At 44.8% G+C, this 23198-nt stretch carries 21 protein-coding genes; 3 read left to right on the top strand and 18 right to left on the bottom strand.

The window, feature by feature from the left end; all coding sequences use genetic code 11:
- Positions 1 to 58: 58 nt before the first annotated feature.
- A complete protein-coding gene (locus LOZ80_RS39155; protein ID WP_283214748.1) occupies positions 59 to 190 on the top strand; it encodes a hypothetical protein in 132 nt (43 codons plus the stop codon).
- A 458-nt stretch (positions 191 to 648) separates the two neighbouring features.
- On the opposite strand, the gene cyoD is transcribed toward LOZ80_RS39155, so the two are convergent.
- The 5 genes from cyoD to LOZ80_RS09290 all read right to left on the bottom strand — a co-directional run bounded on the left by cyoD (position 649) and on the right by LOZ80_RS09290 (position 5103).
- On the bottom strand, positions 649 to 978 hold the full coding sequence (gene cyoD, locus LOZ80_RS09310) for a cytochrome o ubiquinol oxidase subunit IV (RefSeq protein WP_238171163.1): 330 nt from the start codon (positions 976 to 978) through the stop codon (positions 649 to 651).
- Positions 979 to 1596, bottom strand: coding sequence for a cytochrome o ubiquinol oxidase subunit III (cyoC, locus tag LOZ80_RS09305; RefSeq protein WP_238171162.1), 618 nt, complete (start codon positions 1594 to 1596; stop codon positions 979 to 981).
- Positions 1596 to 3569, bottom strand: coding sequence for a cbb3-type cytochrome c oxidase subunit I (locus tag LOZ80_RS09300; protein ID WP_238171161.1), 1974 nt, complete (start codon positions 3567 to 3569; stop codon positions 1596 to 1598). The genes cyoC and LOZ80_RS09300 overlap by 1 nt, the downstream gene beginning before the upstream one ends.
- A gap of 33 nt (positions 3570 to 3602) precedes the next feature.
- Positions 3603 to 4574, bottom strand: coding sequence for a ubiquinol oxidase subunit II (gene cyoA, locus LOZ80_RS09295; RefSeq protein ID WP_238171160.1), 972 nt, complete (start codon positions 4572 to 4574; stop codon positions 3603 to 3605).
- 268 nt (positions 4575 to 4842) lie between these two features.
- Positions 4843 to 5103 carry a hypothetical protein gene (locus LOZ80_RS09290; protein WP_189019213.1) on the bottom strand — a complete coding sequence of 87 codons (261 nt, stop codon included), beginning with the start codon at positions 5101 to 5103 and terminating at the stop codon, positions 4843 to 4845.
- 248 nt (positions 5104 to 5351) lie between these two features.
- Between LOZ80_RS09290 and LOZ80_RS09285 the strand changes: the two genes are divergently transcribed.
- Positions 5352 to 6113: an MBL fold metallo-hydrolase gene (locus LOZ80_RS09285; protein WP_238171159.1), complete on the top strand. Its 762-nt coding sequence runs from the start codon at positions 5352 to 5354 to the stop codon at positions 6111 to 6113.
- 60 nt (positions 6114 to 6173) lie between these two features.
- Here LOZ80_RS09285 and LOZ80_RS09280 read toward each other — a convergent pair whose 3' ends face one another.
- The 5 genes from LOZ80_RS09280 to LOZ80_RS09260 all read right to left on the bottom strand — a co-directional run bounded on the left by LOZ80_RS09280 (position 6174) and on the right by LOZ80_RS09260 (position 11900).
- Positions 6174 to 6482, bottom strand: coding sequence for a DUF4870 domain-containing protein (locus LOZ80_RS09280; RefSeq protein ID WP_189019217.1), 309 nt, complete (start codon positions 6480 to 6482; stop codon positions 6174 to 6176).
- A gap of 200 nt (positions 6483 to 6682) precedes the next feature.
- Positions 6683 to 7867 carry an FAD-dependent monooxygenase gene (locus LOZ80_RS09275; RefSeq protein WP_238171158.1) on the bottom strand — a complete coding sequence of 395 codons (1185 nt, stop codon included), beginning with the start codon at positions 7865 to 7867 and terminating at the stop codon, positions 6683 to 6685.
- A gap of 130 nt (positions 7868 to 7997) precedes the next feature.
- Positions 7998 to 8147 carry a hypothetical protein gene (locus LOZ80_RS09270; RefSeq protein WP_189019223.1) on the bottom strand — a complete coding sequence of 50 codons (150 nt, stop codon included), beginning with the start codon at positions 8145 to 8147 and terminating at the stop codon, positions 7998 to 8000.
- A 323-nt stretch (positions 8148 to 8470) separates the two neighbouring features.
- On the bottom strand, positions 8471 to 9127 hold the full coding sequence (locus LOZ80_RS09265; protein WP_238171157.1) for a deoxynucleoside kinase: 657 nt from the start codon (positions 9125 to 9127) through the stop codon (positions 8471 to 8473).
- Between the two features lie 526 nt (positions 9128 to 9653).
- A complete protein-coding gene (locus LOZ80_RS09260) occupies positions 9654 to 11900 on the bottom strand; it encodes a PAS domain S-box protein (protein WP_238171156.1) in 2247 nt (748 codons plus the stop codon).
- A gap of 192 nt (positions 11901 to 12092) precedes the next feature.
- Between LOZ80_RS09260 and LOZ80_RS09255 the strand changes: the two genes are divergently transcribed.
- Entirely contained in the window at positions 12093 to 13025 is a 933-nt protein-coding gene (locus tag LOZ80_RS09255) for a zinc dependent phospholipase C family protein (protein WP_238171155.1), read from the top strand.
- Here LOZ80_RS09255 and LOZ80_RS09250 read toward each other — a convergent pair.
- The 8 genes from LOZ80_RS09250 to LOZ80_RS09215 all read right to left on the bottom strand — a co-directional run bounded on the left by LOZ80_RS09250 (position 13022) and on the right by LOZ80_RS09215 (position 23120).
- Positions 13022 to 14716 carry a M3 family oligoendopeptidase gene (locus tag LOZ80_RS09250; RefSeq protein WP_238171154.1) on the bottom strand — a complete coding sequence of 565 codons (1695 nt, stop codon included), beginning with the start codon at positions 14714 to 14716 and terminating at the stop codon, positions 13022 to 13024. The two genes, LOZ80_RS09255 and LOZ80_RS09250, sit on opposite strands and share 4 nt — an antisense overlap.
- A 36-nt stretch (positions 14717 to 14752) precedes the next feature.
- A complete protein-coding gene (locus LOZ80_RS09245; protein ID WP_238171153.1) occupies positions 14753 to 15058 on the bottom strand; it encodes a YciI family protein in 306 nt (101 codons plus the stop codon).
- On the bottom strand, positions 15055 to 15759 hold the full coding sequence (locus tag LOZ80_RS09240) for a uracil-DNA glycosylase (RefSeq protein WP_238171152.1): 705 nt from the start codon (positions 15757 to 15759) through the stop codon (positions 15055 to 15057). The genes LOZ80_RS09245 and LOZ80_RS09240 overlap by 4 nt, the downstream gene beginning before the upstream one ends.
- A 12-nt stretch (positions 15760 to 15771) precedes the next feature.
- On the bottom strand, positions 15772 to 18027 hold the full coding sequence (locus LOZ80_RS09235) for a type IA DNA topoisomerase (protein WP_238171151.1): 2256 nt from the start codon (positions 18025 to 18027) through the stop codon (positions 15772 to 15774).
- A gap of 565 nt (positions 18028 to 18592) precedes the next feature.
- Positions 18593 to 20494 carry a glycosyltransferase gene (locus tag LOZ80_RS09230; protein ID WP_238171150.1) on the bottom strand — a complete coding sequence of 634 codons (1902 nt, stop codon included), beginning with the start codon at positions 20492 to 20494 and terminating at the stop codon, positions 18593 to 18595.
- Positions 20491 to 21576, bottom strand: coding sequence for a glycosyltransferase family 2 protein (locus LOZ80_RS09225; RefSeq protein WP_238171149.1), 1086 nt, complete (start codon positions 21574 to 21576; stop codon positions 20491 to 20493). The genes LOZ80_RS09230 and LOZ80_RS09225 overlap by 4 nt, the downstream gene beginning before the upstream one ends.
- Positions 21577 to 21580: 4 nt before the next feature.
- Positions 21581 to 22306 carry a glycosyltransferase gene (locus tag LOZ80_RS09220; RefSeq protein ID WP_238171148.1) on the bottom strand — a complete coding sequence of 242 codons (726 nt, stop codon included), beginning with the start codon at positions 22304 to 22306 and terminating at the stop codon, positions 21581 to 21583.
- Positions 22269 to 23120: a class I SAM-dependent methyltransferase gene (locus tag LOZ80_RS09215; RefSeq protein WP_238171147.1), complete on the bottom strand. Its 852-nt coding sequence runs from the start codon at positions 23118 to 23120 to the stop codon at positions 22269 to 22271. Before LOZ80_RS09215 ends, LOZ80_RS09220 begins: the two co-directional genes overlap by 38 nt.
- Between the last annotated feature and the right edge of the window lie 78 nt (positions 23121 to 23198).

Genomic DNA, 23198 nt, shown 5'->3' with positions numbered 1-23198 from the left:
GCTTCCCTGTATGAATGACCCCCGATCAGCAAAAACTGAACGACGGAGGTGATGAAAGATGAGTGGACGAAATAGCAAACCCAAAAACACTGGACCTGCCAGCAGCCCTTCTCGCTTAGATCAATTCGGTGAAAAAGCGGTTCAGCAAGAAAAACAGGAAGCTAAAGAACAAAACAGAAGACCAAACTAGCCTTTACATCTTACGCTTACGTAAAAAAGGCAGATTTAACATTGAAAAACTTTGGCAATCTAATGAACTGACATGGCGTTTGAGTGTCTTCATAACGGTTTTCAAGAATATAATAGCGAATCTTAGTTCCCTTTGGCTTTGCAATGTCAGAGAGCTTCTGTGAACGGAACTATGATCCGCTATAAGGCGGGAATTGGGGTAAACGTAGCATGAAAGGGAATTGAGATCCGCTATTTAAGCGGAAACTGCTGATTCCAACCGGAAAATGGTGACATAGCGGATCGTAGTTCCCTCAACCTCCCGATAATGACACTTTTGGCTAGAATAACGCACCGTAGTTCCCTTACGTCCGCGCGAGGCAGCTGGAGTAACTCGGCGTTCACTCCTTATATGTACACAAAGACGCTCCCGCCTAAGATCCTTAGGTGAGAGCGTCTTGTCGTTGTACAACAGTAAACTTAGTGCGCCACTTGGTTATAGGTCATAATCCAGATGGAGCCTCCTACGATCGTAACTAGAATAATGAGCCCAAAGATCAGCGCCATTATATTCCAGCGTGCATTCTCGCCTTCCCTCACATGCATGAAGAACAGAAGTTGAACACCGAACTGCAGGACGGCCATAACGAGAATCACCAACAGTGTACCCGTTTTATTGAGCATGTGGTTCATGACAACGACCAAAGGAATAATCGTTAAGATAATCGATAAGGCGAAGCCTATGATGTAAGACTTCAATGATCCATGAGCATCATGATTCTGATGCGAGCTTGTATGCTGCCCACTCATTTACATCACCCCCATCAGATATACAATCGTAAATACGAAGATCCACACGACATCAAGAAAATGCCAGTATAACGAAATGACAGCTACTTTCCGTTTGGTCACAGCCGTAATTCCTCTGCGTCTCAATTGGAAAATCAAACCAATCATCCAGATCAGACCGACCGATACGTGCAATCCGTGCGTACCCACTAAGGTAAAGAAAGCCGATAAGAAAGCGCTCGTGCTGATGGTTGCTCCTTCATGATTAACCATCGTAATAAATTCACTTAGCTCAAGCCCAACGAATGAAGCCCCTAGAACCACTGTAACAGCGAGCCAGCCAATTAGCTGTTTCAAATTACCTTTGTTCATTCCCAGGACAGCCAGACCGCTTGTGAAGCTGCTGGTGAGCAAGATGAAGGTCTCGGCGATGATCCCCGGCATTTTGAACAGTTCTTCCGGTGTGGGTCCGCCATTTGTATTTTGGTGAAGTACTATATAGGTCGCAAATAACGAACCAAACAAGATAACATCCGTTATTAGAAAGATCCAAAAACCAAACGTTTTGAGCGATTCATGATCATGTTCATGATCGTGGTCATGGGCGTGCTCCCCACTGTGTGCGGCTGCATGTGCCATTAGAGTTTCGCTCCTTTCAATGCGGCTTCTGTCCGTTTCACTTCATCAGCCGGTATATAGTAATCCGTATCATACGAGAACGAACGTGCAATCATGCAGATCCCTACTCCGATTAAAGCCGGAATCGTCAGCCACATCCAGCCCCATACGAAACCGAATCCGGCAAAGAACCAGAACGTCGAAATAATGAATGGAATCGCTGAGTTCTTAGGCATATGAATAGGTTCATAGACAATTGGTGCAGCGGATTTGCCTGAGGCAGCTCGCTTCTCTTTCTCTTCCCACCAAGCATCTGCTTCGCTAACTTGCGGAAGCACCGCAAAGTTATAGATCGGAGCTGGTGATGGAATGGACCATTCGAGCGTACGACCTTCCCACGGATCACCGTTCACATCCGCTTCTCTGAATTTAATCGAGTGGGCGATTTGCCATACTTGGAAGATGAACCCGACCCCCATCAAGAAGCCGCCAACTGTGGACACGAGATTAAGCGGTCCCCAGCCCATATCGAAATCGTACGTATACGTACGGCGAGTCATACCATCCAAGCCCAAGAAATATTGCGGCATGAAACATACATAGAAACCAATGTTCCACAGCCAGAAAGCCCATTTGCCTAAATGCTCATTAAGCTTGAAGCCGAACATTTTTGGCCACCAGTAGTAAAGGCCTGCGAAGTAACCGAACGCTACCCCGCCGATTAAAACCTGATGGAAATGCGCAATCAAGAAGTAACTGTTGTGAAATTGGAAATCCGCAGGAGCTACAGAGAGCAGAACCCCTGTCATACCACCAATAACAAAACATGGAATGAAAGCGACCGTCCACATCATCGGTGTTGTAAAGCGAATTTTACCGCGGTACATCGTGAAGAGCCAGTTAAACACTTTGGCCCCCGTCGGGATCGCGATCAACATGGTGCTGATGGCGAAAAAGGCGTTCACATTCGCACCTGAACCCATCGTGAAGAAGTGATGAGCCCATGTGAAGAAGGACAATAAACTGATAATCAACATGGCGAAAACCATGGATTTGTAGCCGAATAATTTCTTTTTGGAGAACGTCGACACGATTTCCGAGAAAATCCCGAAAGCGGGTACGACGACAATGTAAACCTCGGGGTGCCCCCACATCCAAATTAAGTTGATGTACATCATCGGATTTCCGCCGCCATCCAAGGTGAAGAAATGTGCGCCAAGAAAGCGATCCAGGAACAGCAAAGCCAAAGTTACCGTCAAGATTGGGAAAGCAAAGATAATCATGATACAGCTTGAAAATACGGACCAAGTAAACATAGGCATCTTCATTAGCTTCATGCCTGGTGCACGCATTTTCAGAATCGTTACGATAAAGTTGATCCCGGTTGCCAAACTACCAATACCGGAAATCTGAATTCCCCAGATATAGAAGTTCTGCCCTACGCCGGGACTATGCGACAACTCCGAAAGCGGTGGATAGCTGAGCCACCCTGCGTCCGGTGAACCACCGATAACGAACGATACATTGAACAGCATTGCGCCCCAGAAAAACATCCAGAAGCTAAGTGAGTTCAAGAACGGATAGGCCACGTCTCTGGCTCCGATTTGAAGCGGGACAACAATGTTAAACAAACCGAACATCAATGGCATCGCCATGAACAAAATCATGATTACACCATGGGTAGTGAAAATTTGATTATAATGATCTGCTTGTAAAAACTCACTATTCGGCATTGCGAGCTGCAGACGCATAAGGAGCGCATCGACACCGCCGCGGAACAACATCATAATCGAACAGATGATATACATAATCCCAATTCGTTTATGATCAACGCTTGTTAACCATTCTTTCCAAAGCCAGCCCCATTTTCTGAAATAGGTCAGCACAAAAATCATGGCCACCATCGAGAGTCCGATACTTACTTGAGCGCCTAAAATGAGCGGATCGCCGGTAACGAAAAACTCCGATGCGAACTGTTTGATTTTATCCAACATGAGCACGACTTCCTTTCCTTAAGCTTCCGTCAATCATTTGGTCATTTTCATTTGACTGTGGTCCATCTTGTCCATATCCTTAGATGTCTCCGACCCTGAGGCTTTCTTCGCCTCTGTCGTCGTTTCTCCACTGCCATGACCACTGTGCGCGGATTGACCTTTTGTATACTTGGTAACAACCTTCTCGAACAAGCCATCTGGAATAGCTGAGAAATATTGCACGCCAGACTTGCCTGGCTTAGCTAAAGCTTCATAGCTTTCCATCGTTAGTTTCGTCGGAACTTTTTTCGTTTTGGCGATAAACTCTTCGAAATCTTGCTGTGAAGTTGCATTCACGTCGAAGGTCATATCAGCAAAGTGCTCGCCGCTGAAGTTAGCACCCGTTCCAAAATAATGGCCAATTTCATCCGCTTGCAAATAAAGCGTCATCGCCATGCCAGACATCGTATAAATTTGTCCTCCCAGCTGCGGAACCCAGAATGAGTTCATCGGTGCATCGGAAGTAAGTTCAAACTTAATCGGCGTATCTTCCGGGATCTGCAAGTAGTTGACTGTAGCAATGCCTTGTTCCGGATAAGTGAACAGCCATTTCCAATCGAGCGATGTAACTTGAATCGTGATGGGAGCCTTATCGGATTTCAAAGGTTTAGAAGGTTCGAGTGCGTGCGTATAACGCACGGTCACAACAGCAAGTGTAGCGATAATAATAATCGGTATCGCCCACCACACTACTTCCAACGTTGTGCTATGTGCCCAATTCGGCTTATAGGAAGCCTTGTTACCAGCTTTATCTCGATACCGCCATACAATCCAAGCTGTAAGTGCAAGGACTGGTACAAGGATAATCGTGCATAAAACGGTTGAAATCATAATCAAATCTTTCTGTTCCGCTCCAACGGGACCTTTGGGATCCAGTACCATGGCTTGGCTGCAGCCTGACAAGACAACGATGAAAGCAATCATCATCAGGGGCAGTAGAGCTCGTACGAGTTTTCTTTTCTTCATCCAACTAACCTCCCTATCCACAAATCTGCAAATTGCGTTTTCGTATTATTTAACTTGCATGATATCGTTCTATTACCAAGATATCAAATTGCGCTTAAAAGTACACATGCGCACATATGACTTAACAAATACGTCAAAGGATCGACGTTTTACTGTAAAACAAATGTCACAGAACGTTTGTTGACTATTATGAAAATGTATGAAAAATCAAAAAGCCCTTCAAGTTAGTTACTTGAAAGGCTTTATTCACTTTTTCGTTGTATCGAATTCATTCAGCCTTTGAAGCAGCACGTGAATGAACCAAGTGGATAGCGGTCCGAATCACATAGATGTGAACACTACCTACCATGAAGCCTACGCCAACCATAAGAGAAGCATTGCGATCGCTAAAATGATTTATGTTGAGCAAGCTCAAAACTAATCCTATGCCAAGTAAAGCCCAAGCCGCGATCGTCATCAACTTCACAAGTGGCATAACATCGCGCTCACTGCGCTCAATACTACTGACCGAAATAGCTCTATTCGCCATTAATATCACTCCAAACTCTGATGTAAGTGCTTTATAAATATAGTATAACACAAAAAAAGAATTTTGTTCATATTTTATTCACACGTCGCTCAAATTTTGGACAAAATTAAGTCGGCAGAACTTCACAAAATTTAATATTGACATTTATCAATTTTTATGATATAATAAAATATTTTATTGACTTTACCACACCCTTCTCGATATGATAGCCATATTCTTTCAAATCATTTTCTGTTGGAGGGTTTTGCATGCAAATTGCTAATGGTCTTTTTATGCTCGAGCTTTCTGTCCCTGTAATGGGCGGGATCGACGTGATTCATCCTACTCTTTTGTGTGATGAGAATGGCGCCGTCTTAGTGGATACTGGTTTCCCTGGCGTTCTCCCGCTTATCCGCCAAGCAATGGAGCAAGAAGGCGTGTCACTTCAAGCACTTCACTCCGTTATTATTACCCACCAAGACATCGATCATATCGGGAGTTTGCCAACTTTATTATCCGAATTGGAACAGAAATTGCATGTTTTGGCTACCGAGATCGAAAGACCCTATATTCAAGGTGAAAAAATGCTGATTAAAGTAACACCTGAGGCTATCGATAAAGCTGTGGCAAGCTTACCCGCTAATGTCTCGCCGGAATGGCGCCAAGCATTTCGCACAACCTTAGAAAATCCACCCAAGGGCCAAGTCACCGGGCTGCTAAGCAGCAATCAGCAGCTTCCTTATGCCGGCGGCCTTCTTGTCATCGATACACCTGGACATACACCGGGTCACATCAGTCTGTACCACCCTGCCAGTAAAACCTTGATCGCAGCAGATGCTCTCGTTATTCATAACGGTCAACTCCTGGGACCTGTGCCTGATTACTGTGTGGATTATGCCCTGGCGATGCAGTCCGTCAAGAAACTCACCGCTCTGGATATTGACCAAGTGATTTGCTTTCACGGTGGCTTGTATCGCGCCAATGTCAACAGTCGTATCGCTGAGCTTGCGGCAGCGGCGAAAAACATATAAATTCTGCTATATTAAAAACAGGCTGCCCCTAAGGGCAGCCCATTGTTTCACTATGTATGCTTATTTCAAAAGCGTGTACTTCCCGATCAGCGGCAATGGCTTGGCTTGACCTTGTGCCGCAGCTACGATGCCCAAGATGGCAAGAATAAAAATTGCCAAGTTAGCTAACGGCAGCAGAATCCAACCAATGAACGGAATAATACCTAAAATCACATTCACAATTACCGCCGTTACCAATAATGTGAGACCTTGATTCGCATGGTACCAAGCGAATTTGGAATCTTTGGCAGCGATGAGCGGGATGAAAAACAAGATGTAAGCAACGATTGCCATTCCCTTATTGTTTTGAATATCCGTCGAATCATGCATGGACAACACCTCTTTTTCTCAAAGTTTACTCTTTCATTATATTCGGAGTTTTCCATCTATTCTATGGATTTTCTCACATTCCCGAAATTTTTTTCTAGGTTCCAACGATTAAACGTCTAAATTTGCTAATAAACGTCTAGCCTCCATGACTTTGTCCACGGAAACAAGTTCGATTCGATCAGCCCCACCGGTAATCACGGTTACACACGATGTCCCAACAGCCAATCCAGCTGACTAATTTGGACTTTAGCAGGCATAATACCAAGAACCTTGTTACGAAGCATCAGCCCTATCGGATTGCTCATTTGAACGACTCGCGACATCCGTCTGGATTGCTGAACGACGCGATGTGCACGGGGCATTCGAGTTCGTTCGTAAGCAGCCAACGCCGCTTCAAGATCTTCTAAGCGGGAAGCTTCAATTTGAGATAAGCAATCAGCAAGGACACTGGCATCTTCCATCGCTTGTGCTCCGCCCTGCCCCAGATTAGGCAGCATGGGATGCGCGGCATCTCCTAGCAGCGTTACTCGCCCTTTGCTCCAACTTTTAAGCGGCACCCGATCATAAATATCATGAAAAAGAATGGATGCCTCCGCCGTGGACTGAATGACAGCCTCAATCGGTTGGAACCAACCCTTGAATTGCTGAAGGGCATGCTCTTTCTTAAGAAGTATCTTGGCTCCTGGCGCGGAGTTAACAGCAGCAAACCAATAAACCTGATTCTCGCCAATTTGCGAAAAGCCGAAGCGCTTCCCTTTTCCCCACGCCTCAAAGCCGCCACCGATCTCTCGTGGATACCGTTGATCCGTAAAGGTTGTTATGCCGCGCAAAGCATGAAACCCCGAGTATCTAAGCGGTTGATGCCCGAATAACAAAGCAACCGATTGTGAATGAATACCATCGCAACCAATCAAGAGATGCCCCTTATCTTCGCTGCCATCCTCGAATCTAAGCGTCACACCGGTTTCATCCTGAACGATATCATTCAGTTTTTTATTCATATGGAGAGTTACACGGGCACCGAGCTCGTGAGCCAAAATAGCTTGCAGCTTGGCGCGATGGATTAGATAGCTGTAAGTCTTATATTTATCGGCTTGTAGATCAACGGGTACAGACGTAATGGCTCGGCCTTCCCAAGCACGGATATCAGCCTTCCCAACTTTTGCGCCCGCCTGCTTAACTTTGTCTGCTACATCAAGTTTCTTTAATACATGCATGGCGTTCGCGGCCAACACAATGCCTGCACCAAATTCAGAGAGTTCTTGCTTCTTCTCATAGATGGCAATGTCCCAACCTTGCTTTTGCAAAAAAAGCGCTGTGGTCAGACCGCCGATTCCCGCTCCTAGAATAAGCGCCTTTTTAGAAGCTGCACCATTGTTCTTCATGTCAGCCTCCTCTTGCCTGTCTTTTCCATCTACTGTACCATAATCTGGACAAGACAAAAACTCCTCAAAGATCACATTAAGGAGTTAGGATGCAGACATGCACGCAGTTGTTTGGGAGATTGGATGCTTATTAGGTAGCAATCAATTGTTGTTGAACTTCCACAAGCTCCAAGTTTGAGAAAAACCGGCTTAACTTTGCCATTTTCTCCGTTGCAGCTAGCTTGGGCATCGGTTTACACATAGGCTTTCCTTGGTAACAGACCGTAAATAACAAATTCATCACCTTAACCTTCAATGAATTTTTAGTTCTTGATACAAATTGTATCACATCGTTAGATTCCCGACAAGATCAGATTTTTAACGCCACTATTCGCGCTATGAACAAGCAACTTCTCAGGACTATATACCCGCGTGTAATAAATATCAAACAGGCTTTCAAAAAAAAATGCAAAAAAACCTTACATTCGACAATCATTCAGCATTATAATGGTATAAAATAGTTGAAAACCCTTTAATTACTACAAAATACGACGTTATCCCACTTGCTAGCGGCTAGTTATATAATACGAAAGACCCCCTCGAAATTGAGGGGGTCTTTCCTAATTAAACGATCGACAATTCTGAAAGTTTAGCGCGAACTTGATCTACCAGTGCTAAAGCATCTTCCGAACGGTTAACGACATCCACAACATCCATATCGATAATCAAAACTTCAGATGCCTGATAGTGGTTCATCACCCAATCATCGTACCCCGACCACAGCTGACGATAGTAGTCAACTAATGACTGATCTTGTTCAAAGCTGCGACCGCGCAATCCAATACGGTGCATAACCGTTTCGAAAGAGGCTTTGAGATAAACCATTAAATCCGGTGCTTTCTTGGGAAGTTCAGCAAGTTCAGACATCATATTGTCTGCCAACCCTTCATAAACTTCGAATTCCAGCTGAGAAATACGTCCCAATTCACGATTCACCTTCGCAAAGTACCAATCTTCGTAGATGCTCCGATCCAACACATTGCGATTATGTACTAATGCTTGTTTGATCGCCTTAAATCTAGTATTCAGGAAGTGCAATTGCAGCAGAAACGGGTAACGTTTCTTCTCAATTTCTTCCGGGGTTGCTGTATAAAATAATGGCAATATCGGATTATCGTCCACACTCTCATAAAATACATTTGAATTAAGCTCTTGACCCAACAAAGTGGATACGGATGTCTTGCCTAAACCGATCATTCCCCCAACCACAATCACTGCCATTGACCCCTTTCTCCTTCTAACCCAACTTGAATTTACCGATAGTCAATAAATCTAAAGCTTTCCTATTATACAAGGAAAACTAAAAGGAGGGAACCCTCTTTTTTTACCTTTCACAGTCACCCCTGCCTGGCAATATGAACTTACCGGCAAAAAAATCGAAAATGATTTGTGATTGTTTCTGCGTTCATACTGTCACTACTTATATGTGCAATTTCATCAAAATAATAAGACAGAGGTGTGAAAATGATTTACGGAACTAAACTACTGGATACAGATATAGAGATATTTATTGCAGCTCTCTGCAAAACACCTGTCTATGTTTGGTCGTTAGATCCTTTAGGCGTTTATTATCAGGTTAATTCGGGAATTATCATGAAATATACACCTGATGGAGTACGAATTCATAATGAACAAGATCCTTCAATCTCACAATGGTATTCTCGTGAATCCAACGAGTTCAGCATTAATTTCTGACATGAAGAAACCGCCATTCCTGATCACAGGCTTGGCGGTTTTTGTTTTTTTCCTACGTGCTTTCCACGATCTCTCCGTTATTCGGTTGGGTAGGCAGAAATACGTCTATCATCGTTCCTTCACCCAATTGACTTTGAATCGTCATCGTCCCTTTGTGGGCTTCTACGATTTTGAAACACATCATCAAACCGAGTCCTGTCCCCTTCTCCTTCGTCGTGTAGAAAGGTTCTCCCAGCTGTTTCAGTCGTTCCTCCGGGATGCCGCAGCCGTTATCCTCAGTTCTGACTCTAATCAAATCAGTCCCTTGCAGGGAAACTGTCATCTTGATTTGGCCATCTTTGGGGATGGCTTCCATCGCATTTTTAACCAAATTAATAAATAATTGCTTTAAATGCATCTCCGAACAAATCAACTCAGGTATCTCGGATTCGAACTCCAGGATTAACTCTACATTGCAAAGCACTGCTTGTGTTTCCAATAGAGCCACTACGGTTTGCAGAATCCCCTGCAAGTCACTTTTTTTATAGTGAATGGCTTCCGGCTTGGCAATCACTAGGAACTCGCTCACAATGAAATTAATCCGATCCAATTCAGACAGCATAATGTCAAAATAGTGCTGCTTTCCTTTCATATCACTCTGCAGCAGCTGCAAGAATCCGCGAAGCGAGGTTAACGGATTTCTAATTTCATGCGCCAGCCCTGCCGCTAATTGACCCGCGACAGACAGCTTATCCGACTTGCGCAGCAGCTCTTCCGTTCGCTTGCGCTCCGTAATATCTCGCGTGATACCTGCGAATCCGATAATTTCGCCTTTCTCGTTTTTGATCGGTGTTTTGGTCACGCTCACATGTACAAGCTGTCCATCTTTGCGCAAGCGAACTGTCTCCAAACCGGAGATCTGCTTGCCCGCCTTGAGCATTTCGTATATTTCTCTGCGCTGCTCTTCCAGATAGGCTGGATAGATCGGCAAAGTTCGATTAAGCAGTTCACCGGGAGGCCATCCAAAGATTTGCTCGTACGCGGCATTTACGGAAATGACGCACGCATGCAAATCGAGCACACAGATCGCATCCGTTGTATTATTGATGAATGACTCCAGCAGCTCTTTCGTTTCTCTAAGCTCCGTCTCCATCCGCTTGCGCTCCGTAATATCCACACAAGATCCGATGACTTCAACTACACGACCATTTTCATAAATGGGACGCAGTGAGGTCAGATACGTAATCCCTCGGAACGTGGTCTCGTACATCACATTTTGATCGCCGTTCCAGGATTTGCTGTAATAGCTTTCAATGTTGGCTGCCATATAGAACGGCCAAATTTTATATAAATCATTGCCTAATATATTCGACGGCTTATACCCTAATCGATACAGCAGTTCCCCATCACATAACGTATGTATGAATTTCCCGCGCATCTGTCTGAACTTCATCGTCATCCCTTGCTGTCTGCGAACAGTGTCATGGAGATCCTGCTGCGCTACCCGCAAGGATTCACGATCCTTATTATGCTGCGTTATATCTCTTGCTATTAAGTAAACGCCTTCTATTGTCCCATTGACAATGATTGGCACATTTTTTAATCCAAGTTCTATGATTCCGCCATTCTTATGTGAAACCCTAAGCATATAGTTGTCAGCTTGCATAACGACATTATCGGATGAGCCTATGTCCTCATTTTCTTTGCCCCAAAAGTGATTGATAGGCTGTCCTATCATATCCGACTCCAGAAAGCCCAGAATTCGTTCCATCGCAGGGTTCACGTTTTTAATCAAACCGTTCAGATCACACGTCAGAATCCCGGCTGGATTATGTTCGATTAATGATTTGTAGCGTTGTTCACTCTCAGCAAGTTTTTGTTCCATTTCTGATTTTGGTGGTAAAGGTCTGATTTGAGAAATAAAATAAAGCGGTTGATTGTAAGCGTCTCTTACTAATGACATGTCACATTCTACGCCTAAAATATTGCCTTCCTTCTGAATCAGTTTCTTCTCCATGTGAATGGCACGAATATCTCCGGATAGCAATTGCGAAATGCGCGCTCGCATTTTTATCTTCTCATCAGGCAGAAAAAGATCATGTAGCTCTTTGTATAACAAATCTTCTTCCGCGTAGCCTGACAAACTGCACATACTGCTATTCATTCTCATCCAGTGTCCATGAAGTGAAATAAGCGCCATACCAACCGTCGTGTATTCAAAGATTGAGGCAAAGGACGGTTCCGTTCTCGAAAGCAGACCCTGAATATTGTCTGGATCTGCACTGGTTGTGACATTCAGCGGATTATTGACCCTATTCATTCTATATCTCCCATCTTAAAATTACATTGGATGGTTACCATCACCGATAGTTTGAATTCGACAATTTGAAGATTATTCCTGCCTTTGCAAGAGTTGGATTTGAAATAGTTCACAAAATGTGCCTTTGACATTTCTTCCTATGGTAGAATGGAAGGGGTCAATTTCAACTATTTTCTGTAAGGAGGTCCACCGTTGCCAAATATTTGGACGCATCTTATTTTCGGACAAGAAATAATGAAACAGCTCGGCCATGCTCCTATGCTGAATGATAAGCAACTGCGAAATATTTTCTCTCTTGGCTGTCAGGGGCCTGATTTCCTTTTCTATCATAACTTTCTGCCTTGGAAAAAAGACAAGAAGATGAATGAATTAGGCTCTCTTATGCATGCACAGCAGTGCGGGCCATTCATCGAGGATATCCTTCTTCATGTACAAGGCAGAGGCTTGTATAATCCTGCTGTTGTATATGCGCTTGGATTCATCACCCATCACATTCTCGATCGCAACATGCATCCCTATGTATTCTACAAATCTGGTTTCAAAAAGTGGGATCATCAACGTTTTGAGATTATTCTGGACACGCTGATCGTTCGTCAAAAGCTGGGCATACAGACTTGGAAAACACCAGTTTGGAAAGAAATTTACGTCGGTGACGCGCTCCCGTTAGGGATTATTCCCGCGCTTGCGAATGCAGCTGCTAATCAGTATAAGGATCGAACATCGCAAATTACCGAGAAGGATTGGAACGATGCCTATAGCGATATGATCCGGGCACAGCGGTTATTTCATGATCCAAAAGGGATCAAACGCCTGTTGACCTTGGGTCAAATCTCACCGCTAGTCTACACCAAACATCCGGCTCCGCTAGATTATCTCAACGAAGCCAAGACGGTTTGGAATTGTCCTACCTCACAGGGCGAAACTTACACGTACAGTGTTTGGGACCTCTGGGACCTTGCGATGGAAGATGGGCTGCTTGTTGTCCAATCCGCCATACAAGCGCTGCAAAGCGGTTCCTCGTCCGACTTTAGCCTTTTGCATGAAAGACTCGGCAATCGTTCATATGAAACTGGCAAACCTTGCGACAGCGGCTTACAAATCAAGTATGTGAAGCCTATCCTTTAGAGGCTTTTATCGTCAATCTGGTCAAGCCAAGACTCAATCTGGCCGATGACTGAAGCGACACAACCGTCTTGAAACGGAGAAATGAGCCGCGCTACTTCAACAAGCTCGGTGAAACTCTGACTTCCCCCTTGCTTGCATAAACGCAAGTAGTCCTGCCAAGCTGTCTCCGGATTTTCATTAGCCCGTTTCCAGAACTGAAATGCGCACACTTGAGCTAATGTGTAGTCGATGTAATAGAACGGGCTTTTGTAAATGTGGGGCTGCTGCTGCCAGAAGCCTCCTCTTTCCAAATAATCGTTATCTTCGTAGACGCGATGCGGTAAATATTTGCGTTCAACTTCACGCCAGACTTGTTTCCGCTCTGCAGGTGTCAGCTCCGGCTGCTCGTATACCCGGTGTTGAAACTCATCAACGGCAACGCCATATGGGATGAACAAAAGCGACTCGCTTAAATGTTTAAACTTGTACTTATCCGTCTCTTCCGCGAAGAACAACGACATCCACGGCCACGCCAGAAACTCCATACTCATGGAATGGATCTCACAGGCTTCCAACGTCGGGAAAATATATTCCGGCACTTGGAACTCACGGCTGCTAAAGCCCTGAAAAGCATGTCCTACCTCGTGAGTTAGGACATCAATATCCCCTGAAGTTCCATTGAAGTTGGAGAAGATATACGGAGCTTGGTAACTGCTGATATACGAGCAATACCCACCAACTCTTTTGCCTTTCTTGGCGACTAGATCCATTAATCCATTCTCAATCATGAAAGTAAAAAATTCATCCGTTTCAGGTGAAAGCTCGGCATACATCTTGCTGGCTTGTTCTACGATCCAATCCGCATCACCCTTGGGTGTCGCATTCCCGGATGGGAAGCCAAACTTATCGTCATAATAGTGCAGTGAATCTACACCAATTCTAGCTTTCTGACGATTTTTGAGTTTAGTAGCAGCGGGAACAATATGCTCATGCACTTGTTTGCGGAACGCTTCAACATCCTTCGCATTGTAGTCTGATCGGTTTAAGCGCGCGTAAGCGAGCTCAACAAAATTAGTAAATCCCAATTTGCGGGCAATAACTGAGCGGATTTTCACTAATTGATCATACAACTCATCCAATTTGGCTTCATGCGCGATGAAGAAGCTATATCTCACATCATTCGCTTCTTTGCGCACTTTTCGGTCTGTCGAAACTTGAAAAGGAGCAAGTTGCGATAAATTACGTTCTTCTCCTTCATAAACCAGCTTGGCTGAAGCCAACAGCTTGGAATATTCACTTGCTAGTTTATTCTCCTGAACCAAATCCTCGACAATCTCCGGTGAAAATGTTTTCAGAGCGAGCGAAGCAATTCTGAACAGCTGTTTCCCCCATTTAAGCTCAAGTTCTGTGCGGTATGTAGAATCAATAAGCGCTTGATAGAAATCAGTAACCAACCCTTGATATAACGGTTCTATTTCATCCAGAAACTCTTGCTCCGCTTTATAGAACTCATCCGTTGTATCCACACTATGACGAATTCTCGCAATAGACTCCATAGAATCCAATTCACTGCGCAGATGAACGATTGCTTCCATCGCTTGATCTTGGTCGGCAAACGAAGAAGCTTGTTTAAATTGTTCCAAGAGTCCTTTGAATTTGGCTTCAAAAGCTTGAAAGTCAGGCCTTTCATACTTAAAATCTTGAAATTTCATGCGAATCTCTCCTTCGTCCTTGACTATTTACTCCACTTACATGACAGCGATGCTGTACGGATACAATTCACTAGTCATCAGTTGATTGGCGACAGCTGGATCCTGCTCCATGATCAATCTGGCTTCTAATTCATTATCTACGCGCAAGATCACGATGCCAAATGTTTTCTCGTCAGACGTTTGCGTTCGTCCTGCTAAAATAAGCTCTCCCGCTTCTTTTAATTGCAAAAGATACTGAAAATGCTCTTCTATAATATTGTTTTCTTTATCCGTCCAAATGCTTCGATCTAGATAAGCAGGCTGCAATCGTATGACATATATAAATTCTTGCTTATCACTCATCCTTCCTGCTCCTTCCTGTTCAAGTTTGGCAATTGCCAATCGATTTCTTCCCTGTTTTGTTCTATCAAATAAGCATTCACCTTGGAAAAAGGTTTACTGCCAAAAAATCCGCGATACGAAGACAGCGGACTAGGATGTACCGATTTGATTATATAATGCTTTGTTGTATCGATAAGCCGTTCCTTCGCTTGGGCATGACTTCCCCACAGCACGAAGATGACGGGTTGTTCACGATCGCTTAGCGTTCGGATGATGTTATCCGTAAACATTTCCCAGCCTTTTCCCTTATGGGAGTTCGGAGTATCCTCACGTACAGTCAACACCGTGTTCAGCAGAAGAACGCCTTGATCAGCCCATTTCTTGAGGTAGCCGTTATCCGGGATGAAACAGCCAAGATCGTTCTGTAATTCTTTGTATATATTTTGCAAGGATGGCGGTGGTGTTATACCTGGTTTAACGGAAAAACTGAGGCCATGCGCTTGGCCTCTTCCATGATAGGGATCCTGTCCCAAGATAACAACTCTGGTATCTTTGTATGAAGTGAACTGAAGGGCCGCATAAATCTCATTTTGTTCAGGAAAAATGGTTTGCGTCTGATATTCAATTTCCAGAAAAGCACACAGGCTTTGGAAATAGGGCTTCTCAAATTCGAATCTCAGGCAGGAAGCCCAATCGTTCGTTAAGTGTGATAAGTCACTCACGGCATGTCTCCTTTATTCCGTTTCGACTCCCAGTTCCCCGGTATCGATGTTTTTCAAAACAATCCGACCATCCGCTGCTGTCCCGTCAGCCAGAACGAGCTTGAGCTTCGTCGTTTTCCCTTTATTGACTAACGCTTGAACTTGCGCATCTGTTAAATTCCGCCCAAAGCTTTCTTTCCAAATCACGAATTTGCAGCCTTCCTTATAGTGTGAGCAGCCATAGCCTTTGCGGCCCATGAATAAAGTGCCTCCGCAGCCTGGTCTAGGACAAGTCGCCAGGAAAGTGCTTGCGCCATCCGTTTGTTTCGCTGCGGCTGTCTTCTTGGGGGCTGCCGCTTTCTTGGCACTACTTTCGGAGGACGTGGAAGATGATCTTGCTGCTCCCCGTTTAGCTCCTCCTGCCGGAGGCGTCTCCCCTTCAAAAGCATCTTTGGAAGCTTTGGTCTGCACACGAACCTTGTTCACAATCAAGGTTGCAAACTTCTTCACATTGAGCATGAACTGCTCGTCCGATGCCGTACCACGGGAAATTTCATTCAATCTGCGTTCCCATTGCCCCGTCATCTCTGGCGATGTCAGCAGCTCAATACCTGCGCCGCGGATAAGCTCTACAACCGTCCGTCCCTTTTGCGTCAGCACAATTTTCTTGCCTTGCATATCAATGTACCCGACCTTTTTGAGTCGTTCGATCGTTGCAGCTCGCGTTGCAGGTGTGCCCAGGCCGGAATCTTTCATCGCATCGCGAAGTTCTTCATCCTCTATCTGCTTGCCCGCGCTTTCCATCGCTTTCAACAGGGTTCCTTCGTTAAAATGCTTAGGGGGTTGCGTGTCCTTCTCTTTCACAATTGCATCATGACAAATGACATTGCCCTGAGGATCTACAGTAAATGGTTCGCTAACCTCCACTTCCTCATCCTCTTCGTCGTCTTTGTCCTTGCCTTTCGAAGCTTTAGGTTTTTCCTTCTTCTGATCGGCATAAATGACCTTCCAGCCCAAATCGAGCAGTTCTTTCACTGTCGTCTTGAACATCTCTTGCTCCACTTCCGTCATCACGGTGTGAACCTTGTACTCGGCTGGCGGATAAAACTGAGATAAAAAACGTCGGACAATTAAGTCATATAGCTTCTGCTCATCTGGACTAAGCCCCGAAGCTTTGCGATTCGTCGGAAGGATGGCATGATGATCTTCTACCTTCGTCGGATTGCAAATAAATTTGTTATTTTTATGCACCAGATTGCGGTTAGCCCCTTGCACTAAATCGTTATACGCAGTCCCTTGCAAAGCAGACAACGATTTATGCATTTCGGGAATATTTTGTTCCGTCACATAGTTCGAATTCGTTCTTGGGTATGAAATTACCTTGTGCTTCTCATACAGTGCTTGTGCCGTATCCAGGGTCTTCTTAGCAGAGAAAGCGTATTTGCCGTTCGCCTCACGCTGAAGAAGCGTCAAATCATATAATTTGAACGGATATTCCTTTGTATCCTTCACTTCATACGAAATGATGCGTGCTGGCTTCCCTTTGACCTTGGCCGCGAGAGCTTCAACTTTGGGTTGATCTGTCAATCGCTCGCCTTGCCACATGCCGCGATAAGTCGTTTCGCCTTGGGTAAAATGTCCTTCCAATTCATAAAATTTGAGGGACGAGAAAGCTTCAATCTGCTTCTGGCGATCATAAATAAGCGCGAGCACCGGCGTCTGAACACGGCCTACAGAGAGCAGGACATTATGCTTCGTTGTAAATGCGCGTGAGCCATTCATACCAATCAACCAGTCTGCTTCACTGCGAGAGCGGGCAGCGCGAGTCAAGTTTTCGTATTCTGCGCCGTCTTTCAGTGTAGCAAAGCCATGTCGAATAGTTTCCGACGTTAAATCGGAGATCCATAGGCGTTTCACAGGCTGCTTCAGTCCCAAATGCCGCTGAATCAGTGAAAAAATGTGCTGTCCTTCCCGCCCCGCATCACAAGCATTGACGAGCTGATCACACTTCTTAGCCAGTTCTGCGATCACTTTCAGTTGATCATAAGTCCTTGGATTGGGAATCAGCTTGAATTCATCCGGAATGATGGGCAAGTGATTGATGTTCCATTTTTTATATTTATCATCATATTTATCCGGTTCAGCCAGCTCAATTAAATGCCCGATCGCCCAGGTGATGATATATTGTTCACCTTCCAGATAGGACCTGAGATTCTTGGCTTTAGGTTCTATTGCGGCGGCTATATTTCGCCCCATATCAGGTTTTTCCGCAATAATTAAAGTCTTCAAAAGAGTATCGCTCCTTATAAAATCTATCTAGATAAACGGGAATCTGTTGACTCAGTTTATCCCACTTTATAGCCTGCTGCAATATGAATACAGGTGAAAATTTTAGCCGGCTTATTTTTTTTGAAGAATTTCGCATATCACAAGGGCGTTTCGTAGGTTCGACGATGAGCCATTTCCAGACGTCAGAAATCCTATTAAGGGAACTGTAAGCCGCTATTTAGACGAACATCAGGGATGCTAGGGTAGTAGCGGAACTACAGGGCCTTATTTCCACGAAATGAGCTAAATTTCACAGCAAACAGCAAAATAGCGCCCTGTAGTTCCCTCAGACACCCTATAATGCCACTTTTCTCCAAAATAGCGAACCGTAGTTCCTTCATCTCTACGCGTGGCAGCCTGGGCTAACTCTGTGATTACTGCAAACCATTTATGGCTGTCACAGTGTACGTCCTATTGATGTTTATTAACACTGTAGATTCATAAAAATACCGTCTAACTTAGTCGGATAATGTTAATCGTGGCACCAGGCGGAGCTAGCCTGTTTTTTCGAACAACTATTTTAAAACTAGAATTTTCCGGTTTGTTCTAAATACCTTTTATTGTGAAGGATAGAAGGATGTGTGGGGTTATATGAAAAAGCAATATCATGATGGAATTTCACTTTGTCCAGATTTCCGACACGGTCATAGCATAGACACAGCTGTACGTGAGGCAGCCAGGTCCAAGAAGAATGATCAAAAGTCCCCATTACTTCAGTTGGTTTCGTGGATTTCGCCGCTTGCTCATACCAATAAATCGCTTGATGATAATCAAGTTCACTTAGGTAAACCGCTCCAATTCGGCAGCAGCAATCCGCACGAGGCAAGTCATATTCAAATGTTCGAAATAACGCGAGCAACTGCTCCTCTCTCTGGCCCAAATGACTGTAACACTCACCTAAATGTAAGGAAGCTGCTATTTTATCTTCTTGCCAACCTTCTTCCTCCAAGAAGAGTTCATAGTACGTAATGGCTTCCTCAAAGCATCTATGTTCACGCAATTCATTGGCGAAATAATAATGATCACGTGGCGTAAAGAGTTGGCCATCTTCTATGCGCTTCCTATAAATTTGCAAATTGCGGTCCGTATGCGCTTTGTCTTTGCGATGGGTGATGGCAACTTCACTATGATAAACAGAACCGCTCGCAGCCAAATATTCATGAACAGCACCGATCCACTGAAATTGGCATGCTCGACGCACCAATCGATTTCGCCTCAAGCTATGTGTCACATTATGATTCTCATCGAAGCTTAAATGGTACGCCATCGTCACACGATCAACTTCCGAATCCAGACCGCCTATTAACGACAAAAAGAGTCCGCGATCTTTTTCCGTGAGCGTATCATCGGCATCGAGCCACAAAACATACTGCTGCGTTGCTTTGGAAAAAGCAAAATTTCGAGCTGCAGCAAAATCGTCAATCCACGGAAAATCATAGACATGATCTGTGTATGTAGCGGCTACTTCTTTGGTCCGATCCGTTGACCCTGTATCCACAATGATAATTTCATCGGGAATACCTCTTACGCTATGCAGACAAATGGGAAGGGCTTGCTGTTCATTTTTTACGATGATGCATAAGCTGATGGTGATTTTCCGGTCACTGGCCGTCAGTTCCTGATAACTTTGCCGAAATGCATCAACGCCGGCCAGATCAGCCGCACGATAGATATGATAAGCAGGATAATGGGTGTCCACATGAAGTGTGAACCCTAATGCGCGTGCCCGGATACAGAAGTGTCTGTCTTCTCCCCAGAAGGACAAATTGGGTATTTCAGCGAAACGAACGCCCGCCTGTAAGGCTTTACTGCTTATTAGGGTACAAGCTCCAAGTCCTCCTACTTCATAGATGCCCGGCACTCGCAATTGATGTAGAAACTCCCACATGCGGATAGCCGATTCTTGATCTGTTAATGTCTCTTTTCTTTCTTTTCGGTACAACGTATATTGGTCGCTTATCCACACCTGAGGCATCTCACATGTATCTGGCTGCCACTTCGTCCAGTAAATATTTGCGATAATATCTTTATCTGCAAGCAAGATTTGTTCTAAGGTATGTGGATGCAAAACCAAATCAGAATCGATCAGAAACAAATAATCAAACTGATGTTCCAAGGCGTATTCGATGATCGTATCTTTCATCCGCGCTACTTTCCATATCGCATCTTCTTGCCAATAATGCGTAATTTCATCTTTCACATATACATGGTCGTGATTCGCTTCATGCTGGATCTCTGTACTGCCTTGCTCGATTTGAAATTGACAAAGCAATTGGCTCGCAGGGTCATCCACATTATCATCAATGAACAAATAACTTACCTCAACGGTCATTTTCTCCAGGTCTGCGAGAGAACGTAAAAAAGGCGAAAGAATGTCCGCTGTTTGTCGGACAGGGCTGCTAATCAATACTCGTTTAAGCGAACTCATATCGATCGCTCCTCTCGCCTGATCGAGGCAAAATAAGCTTGATTGTGCACAATACTCGGATGAGTAGGATTGTAAACAGCCGCAATTTCATTGTGGAGTTGTGCTCTTGAGGTATCTCCCAATCGGTCGTAGCACAAACAGAGCTGCAAATGCGGCAGCCATGTCCATGCTGAATAATCAACAACGCCAGCGTATCCCTTGGGTTCTCCTAACGTTGTGGCTGAATGAAACCAATGCACCGCCAAATCCAAGCGCTGCTCTTCCAGGAACAAAGCGCCTAACCGACAACACATTTCCGCTCTCGGTTTACCATACAGAAGCGTCTTTAACAAGGATCGGATTTGCAGCTTACGATTCTCCAGCTTGGCGTAGCAGTCCCCCATTTTCAAACAAGCCGCGAAACAATCCTCACTCCACCCAAGCTTCGTAGCAAGAAAACGTTCATAATAGTCAATCGCTTCTTCCTTACAGTCATGATCTTTCAGTTCATTGGCGAAATAATATAAATCACGCGGTGTGAATGATTCATTAGCCGCAGCGCGCTGCCGATATATTCTCAGATTGCGGTCTGTATAGGGTTTATCTTTTTTATGCGTAATGGCGATGTCGGAATGTATGATGTTCCCGCTCACCAGCAAAACCTCATGCACAGGGCCTTCCCAACGAAAGCCGCAGGCACGTCGAACTAACCGGTTGCGCTTGAGACTGGTCGTCACCTGATTGTCAGCATTAAACCCTAGATAATAGTGCATCATGACGCTGTCTACCGAGCTTTCCAAGGTTCGTTTTAGTTCCATAAACTTCAAACGGTCCTCTTCCACTACCTCATCATCCGCATCCAGCCAAAGAATATAGTCCATATTTGCTTTCGAAAAAGCGAAATTCCGGGCTTCACCGAAATTATCATTCCATGCCAAATCAAAGATTAGTGCACCGAAAGCGGCGGCTGTCTCCTTGGTCCGATCTGTGGAACCGGTATCGACAATGATGATTTCATCGGCAATATCTCGAATGGATTGCAAACAACGGGCAAGAGATTGCTCTTCATTCTTGACGATCATACAGAGGCTTATCGTTATCAACGGGCTATTCCTCCCATTTCACAAGTTGGGGATAGACATCGAGAATGGATTCATATTGTTCTTTCCATCCATACTGAGCGTCTGGATCAAGTTTCATATATCGTTCATACTTCGATTTCCGGTCCTCCGGCTTCGCCCAGCCGTAATGCTTGACTCTCGCCGCATGACATAGGTAAGTGAACATTTGGATCGTTGCTGGGAATCGTCCGCAATGCTGAGGCGTTTCCCGCCATAAATAAGCGAAGTTCGGTTTATATCGCAGAAGGAAGGGCCGATAAGTATGATGTGCACTCCAATAGGCATCTTCCCGGTAGCTGCTCTCATTCCACATATCGTACAGGCGAAAATAAATCGCATCCTGTTCACAATGATCGATTAAAGGCCTTACTTGATTAGCAAATTGATCGTCCATGATCTCATCTGCATCCAAGTTGAGAATCCACTCCGGATTGCTCTGAATCGTGGCCTCCCATTGCTGTTTGCGCAGCTGCACTTCATTAGAGAAGCGGGATTCGGTATTTTGTATCACATGCAGCGGAATCCCGGAGAGCAGTTCCTGACATATCGCTACCGTGTCGTCTGTACTGCCATCATCAATAATAACCGCCTCATCAATCCAGTCCCGGTGTTTGCTCAGAGCATGGACGAGATAGCGTTGACTTTCGTTTTTCACAATCATCGACAAGGTCAATTTACTCATGGCGGTGCCCTGCAACGCCAAAAATTTCATGTCCATGCCACCCAGACTGAAGACTAATCATCATTTTAATTTTATTCGTTTCCTTCATATTGGCGAGATGGCTTTGAATTAGTGGATTTAGCTTCAAATCTCGTTCAAGCCGAGAAGGCTCTTCTCGGGAGAACAAAGAAATGAGCTCATAATCACACTGGCTCAGAAGCAGTTCCAGATGCTCTTTTCCATAGTGAAATAAATGATCAACTTCCATCAACAGCGGGGAGGAAGTCCCCAGCATCGCGTTGGTTAACGAATGCTGGTTAGGCACGCTAAACAACACTTTTCCGCCAGCATTAAGCCTTTCTTTCACTTGTTTCAGAAAGCTTTTGGGATTCGAGATGTGTTCAAGCACATGCCAGAAAACAATCGCGTCGAACGTTTCTCCCTGTTCCAAAAGGGATTGCGTCCAGAGCTCATTCCGCAGATTTAAATCATAACGTTCTTTGGCATACTCACAGGCGACCCCAGATGGCTCGATACCCGTCACCTGCCAGCCCGCATCGCGAGCTAACCATAGAAATTCACCAGTTCCTGATCCAATTTCGAGCAGTTTCCCCTTTTGACGTGAAAACATATCCAGCAGCAGTACACCGAAAGAAGCATGCTCTCGCAAGGTATCAATCGCATATCGATCCCTCATGGCTACCCAATCGGCATCATAGATCTCGCGAATTAACTGCTCTGTCTGAATACTAGAAAGCTGCTTCCGGTAAATCAAATCACATTCGCTGCACCTAATAAGCGTAAAGTTGGGATAACTATGATACGGCACACTTTTGGGGGCTTCGCATAAAGGACATGACTCCATCTACAATCCCTTCTTTCATGTTATTGCTCTTGGCTGCATATCTATGGCACTAAGTCCCTGCACCTAACCTGCACGAAC

The organism is Paenibacillus sp. HWE-109 (assembly GCF_022163125.1).
Lineage (GTDB): Bacteria > Bacillota > Bacilli > Paenibacillales > NBRC-103111 > Paenibacillus_E.
This window is presented reverse-complemented; position numbering and strand designations above follow the sequence as displayed.